This window comes from Streptomonospora halophila, assembly GCF_039542725.1.
Classification (GTDB): domain Bacteria; phylum Actinomycetota; class Actinomycetes; order Streptosporangiales; family Streptosporangiaceae; genus Streptomonospora; species Streptomonospora halophila.
Map to the genome: position 1 here is coordinate 1 of NZ_BAABIK010000017.1, position 5,738 is coordinate 5,738.

Genomic DNA, 5,738 nt, shown 5'->3' on the forward strand with positions numbered 1-5,738 from the left:
CACCACACCCCCCACCAACCACCCCAACCACAGCCCCGCCGACACAAACAACAACGGCAGCGGAAGCAACAACAACAACGGCAACGGCAACAACGACCCCGGCGACAACCACCGAGGCGACCCCCCACCCGGCCCCGACCACGACCACACCGGGACCCCCGACACCGCTGACACCACCCACGCGCCCGAGCTGGACACCGACACCGACATCGACCGCCCTCAGGCGCCCGACCCGGACCCCACCGCCGACCCACCCCAGGCCGAACCCACCCCCCAAACCACCCCCCACCAGCCCGAAACCGCTCCCGGCACGGACGCCGCTGCCGACGGATCGCTCTCCGAGGACGGCACTCACGGTGACGGCACCGGAACCACCGCTCCGGACCGGCCGCACACCCCCGCAGAGCGAGCCGATGACACCGAGACCAGTGCGAGCGGCGACACCCCCGCCGACCAGACCCTCTTCGACACCGGCCCCGACGACAGCGCACCCGCCGACGCCCCGCCCACCTACACCGACGACACCGCCCCACCCGCCTACCAACCCGACCAATCCGACCGACCCGACCAGAACACCACCGACAAACCGACCACCCACCACATCACCGTCAAAGACCCCACCGCCGCCCCGAACGAAACCGACGTCCGCACCACCCTCGACCAACTCCTCACCGACCCCCGACTCAACGAGTTCATCGACCGCAACACCGACCAGTACAACGACCCCCCGATCAACTACGGCGAAAAGCACGCCGCCAACACCGTCACCCCTCCGCCCACCGCCGTCGAGATCACCGCCGACGGACCCATCGCGCAACCCGCCGCCAACTCACGCGACGTCTTCACCACCGACCCGACCACCGACGACGACCTCACCACCGACTTCAACACCACCCTCAGCACACCCGACGACACGTCCGCGCAGGCCACCACCGACGCCCCACCGCTCGCCTTCGCCCCACCACCCCCCGCCACCGGCCCCAGCCCATCCGGCCCAACCGCCACCACCGCCGCCGGCGGCACCGGCAACAGCGGAAGCGGCAACACCACCCCCGGCGCCAACACTGGCGCCGGCAACACCCGCAGCGCCCCCGCTGCCAACACCGCCGACACCGCCAACCCACCGGCCACCGGCACCCCCACCCAGAGCACGACCACCCGAACCACCGGCGACACCAGCGCGCCGTCCACCTCCTCCACGTCGCAACACCCTCAGACCAGCGGCGGCGAAACCACCCGCACCGCCCACCACACGCCCCACTCCGCCGAGTCGACCGACCGCCCGTTCCCGCAGCCCTCGGTCCCGGAGGACGACACGACCTCCGCAGACGGCCCGCCTTCCGATCACGACGCCGACGACCGGGCCCCCGCCGCCCAGCCACCGCCCATCCAGGTGGACGACGGCGAACAGGCGAAGCCCCCGAATTTCTCCGGTGTCCTCAATCCCAAGCCTGACTACAGCGATCCGTCAGCTCTCCCCGGCTTCCCCGGTACCGAGCAGCCTCCGATCACGGTCTTCACGATGGGGTTCGACTCCGATTCGGACAGCGAGACGGGGGACTCCTCGTCGGAGGACCCTGACGACCGCGGTGAGGTGCTGCGCGGCGACGAGGACATCCGAAACTTCGTGCCACCGCGGCGACCGTGGGCGGCCCACCCGCAGGATCAGCTCCCCGGCAGCGGCCCCGCGAACGCGACCCGTATCATGGACGACGGCGCGGCGGACCAGTGGGCTCGGTACTACCTCGGCGTGGCTGTCACCCCCGACGGCGCCCCGCCGCAGGAAGGCACCCCTTACACCCTGCACCTTTCCTCGGAGCAGGCCCACGCCATCAGCGAGTTCACCGGCGCCGCCTACTCGATGGTCACCGACGGCCTGGTGCACGGGGATGTCGGGACCTACGACCGCGACGAGTTCCTGTCCCTGGTCACCAACATGGACGGCGGTCTGGACCGGGCCTTCGTGCCTGCACCGGTCATCGTGCACCACGGAGCCGGAGCCGCGATGCGTGAGGCGTTGGGCATCGACACCTCCGACCCGAGCACCCTCCACAACCTCGTGGGCACCGTGGCTCCGATCGGGAGCTACGTCTCAACCTCGTTCGGGTCCCGCGCGGCGTTCGAGGCTCCCGTATACCTCACGATGCGCGTGCCGCTGGGCTACACGGCCGCCTATGTCGCCCCGGTGTCGCACGCTCCCTCCGAGCGCGAGGTCATGCTGCACCGCGGAAGCGAGCTCCTGTTCCACTCCGCCTACACCGCGCCCGGTCAGCGGACCCCTGACGGCCCGGTGGAGGACCTGTGGTTCGTTGAGGCCGAGGTCGTGCCCACGGGATGGCGGCCCCCGCCGGGCTGGCGCCCCTCCCCCTCCTACACCGCCCACCACGGCTACCAGCCCGCGGCACCGGTTCCGGCCGAGACGCCGGTCGCAAGCGGAGGCTACGACGGCGGGCAGGGCGACCAGGGCGCTCGCCCGAGTGGGCAGTACGGCGGCGCGGATTCCGGCGGGTTCGGGCCCGGCAGCACAGGTCAGAGCGCGCCCCAGGACAACCGGGGCCCCGGGTACTCCTACAGCGGTGGGCACTACCGAACCTACGGTGAATCCCCCGAGGCGAGCGCGCAACCGCAGGAAGTGCAGGGCGACTCACCGCAGGACGGTTCCGGCTCCGGCCGCGACCCCCGTACCCGCGCCGACAGCGACGGCCCCGTGCATGAGACGGACGCCTTCAAGCGGGAAACCGCCGCACCGGACGACATCACCGACGAGTTCGGCAGTCTCTACGACGACGCCCCCGCCACCGCGCCCCGACCCACTCAGACTCCCGATCCCGACGACCCCTGGGCCGGGAACCCCCCGACCACGCCCGACCTCACCAATCTGATCGACCCCAAGGCGAGCAAGGACCGGCCCCGCACGGTCGAAGAGTTCATCACCGACCTCACCGACACCCGCCCCACCCTCAACGACCTCTTCCCCCCGACGGGCGACGACGCCTCCACCGACACCGACGTGACCGTCTTCGTGCAGTGGCGCGACCGCATCCGCCGCATACGCGACACCATGCGCGGCGAAAGCCACCGAGACAACCGCGGCCAGGAGACCGCCCCTCCCCAGATCGACGCCGACACCCCCGACCAGAACCGGGTCGAGGACCGTCGGCAGGAGGAAGCCGGTACCTCTACCACCCCCCACCCGGACGAGGACCCGCCCCCCTATCCCGGCCGCGAGGGGGCGCCCCGCCACGAGCAGGCGCCGGCCGAACCCGAGATCATCGGCCCCATCACCCAAACCGGCGCCATCATCGGACCCGACGACGAAGACGCCTACATCGCCGCCCACGCCAACGAAGCCGGCCTCACCCAAACCGACCTCGACCACACCCCCAACCCAAGCCAAGAACAGAACCTCCCCGCCTACCCCGGCCGCCAACAGCCACCCCACACCGACCAGCCCCCGGCCGAACCCGAGATCATCGGCCCCATCACCCAAACCGGCGCCATCATCGGACCCGACGACGAAGACGCCTACATCGCCGCCCACGCCAACGAAGCCGGCCTCACCCAAACCGACCTCGACCACGCCCCCAACCCAGGCCAGGAGCAAAATCCCCCCGCCTACCCCGGCCGCGGCCTCGATATCCCCCCGGAAGTACCGCCCGCCTACACCGAGACCGCCCGCCCCGACTTCAACAGCGAACCGGCGAGTTTCGGCCTGCTCTCCACCCCGGAGGAAAGCGGCGACGCGTTCGCTTCCCTGAACGCACTCGCCGACCTCGATATCGGCGACGCACAGCGACACGTCGGACAGAACTCCGGCCCCCGGCCCTTCGAAAGCGCCGCTCGCCGGATGGAGCAGGCACACCAGCGGCATTTCGACGGCGCCCGCACCTTCACGGATTCGGCCGAGGCATCGCACTACGGAAACACCGTATGGAGCACCGGCCCCCACCCAGCCGCGGGTCCGGCGCGCAGCCCGCTGCGCACCTATGCCTTCTCCCCGCAGCGCTTCAACATCCTCCTGCGCGACAACGGCCCCTGGACCGACGCGACCCGCGCCGTCATCACCGGTCTCGACCAGGAGCTGAACCGCACTCCGGTCCCCGAAGACATCGTCGTCACCACCCACGCCCCCTCCGCGACTCTGCGCGAAGCCCAGGAAGGCGGCTCCGACTACCGCAACAACACCTACACATGGGGACTGCTCAGCGGCCCTGAAAGCCGGGACCCCTCGCTGGGAGTCGTCCACCTTCGGGTCCCGGAGGGAACCCCGGCCGCGTGGATCCCGACCGCAGCACCGACCAACTCCGACGGCCTCCTGCTTCCGCGCGGCCTCACCTACCGCATCCATGAAGCCGTGTTCTCCGGCCGCCGATGGCACTTCTTCGCCGAGGTGGTCGCGGCCGACTCCCCAGGGGCGGCCCGCGAGCACCAGTCGGATTCCTCCCGCCGCCCCGACAACGACGACTCTCCCGCCGGAGGCGGCAACACCCGGCCAAACGGCGTCTCGCGCCCCGACGGCGCCGGCCATGACCACACCACGGCCGACAGCTCACCGCACAACAACGCCCCCCACCAGGGGATGCAGCCAACACCCGGCGCTTCCGGCCGCGGAGCAGCGGATCCGGCCGAGGTTCCCGCCCGGCCGGAGGACGCCATCGACGACTTCAACGGCCTCTACGACGACCCCGCGTCCGCTGAGAAGGACGGCGGCGCCCCCCGGGACTCCGCGCCGGACCCGGACCCCGCGGCCGTCCGACCGGCGTACGGGGCCCCCACCTTCGCTGAGGCCCTCGCTGAACTCCTGTCCAGCCCGGACTTCTCCCTGACGAACCTGCTCGCCGACATCAACCGGATCGCCGAGCTGACGTCCGCCCCCTACGAGCCGGTCGACAAGACGCTGCCTGCCGTCCCGCCCGCCCCTCCCCCGCAGGCGCCGCTCGCCGAGATCGCCACCATCGACACCCCCGCATACCAGCCGCCCGTCCGGCGCGGCTACGACCCGCTCTACGACGACCCCGACGAGGCCCCCGGCCCGGATTCCGACACCGTCGACCAGCAGCAGGCCACCGCCGACACCCCTCGGCCCGACGGCGTCCCGGACCGCGACACCGCACCCGCCGACCTCGCACCGCTGCCCGGCACGGTCTCGACGGCATCGTCGGGGCAGGGCGGCCAAACCTCCGGCGCCGCCGGCCGGGCCGGCGACCCCGGTCCCGCAGGTCCTCCGGCCGGCACCGCCGATACCGCTACGGCTCCCGGAGCCTCCAGCGACACCGCCGCCGACCCCGCCCAGGTTCCGCTGCCCCCCTCCGGAGCCTCCTCGGTGCGCTCCGCCCCGCAGCCCGGGCAGGACACCGGCGACAACAGGTCGGTCCGCACCACGCGCTCGGCTCCCTCCACCCTGCCCACGGGACGCACCGAGCCACCCGCCGTCCAACAGACCGACCCCGACGACACTTCAGACGGCGAGGAGTCCGAAACCCCCGCCGACCCCGCCCACGTCCCGCCGCCCCCCTCCGGAGCCCCCTCGGTGCACTCCGCCCCGCAGCCCGGGCAGGACACCGGCGACAACAGGTCGAACCGCACCACGCGCTCGGCTCCCTCCACCCTGCCCACGGGACGCACCGAGCCACCCGCCGTCCAACAGACCGACCCCGACGACACTTCAGACGGCGAGGAGTCCGAAACCCCCGCCGACCCCGCCCACGTCCCGCCGCCCCCCTCCGGAGCCCCCTCGG

The 5,738-nt window shown here is 72.0% G+C and carries 1 protein-coding gene; it reads left to right on the forward strand.

The window, feature by feature from the left end:
- Nucleotides 1-5,738, forward strand: a 5,738-nt coding sequence (locus tag ABEA15_RS15275) for an ADP-ribosyltransferase (RefSeq protein WP_345557143.1), incomplete at both ends; no start/stop codon positions are given.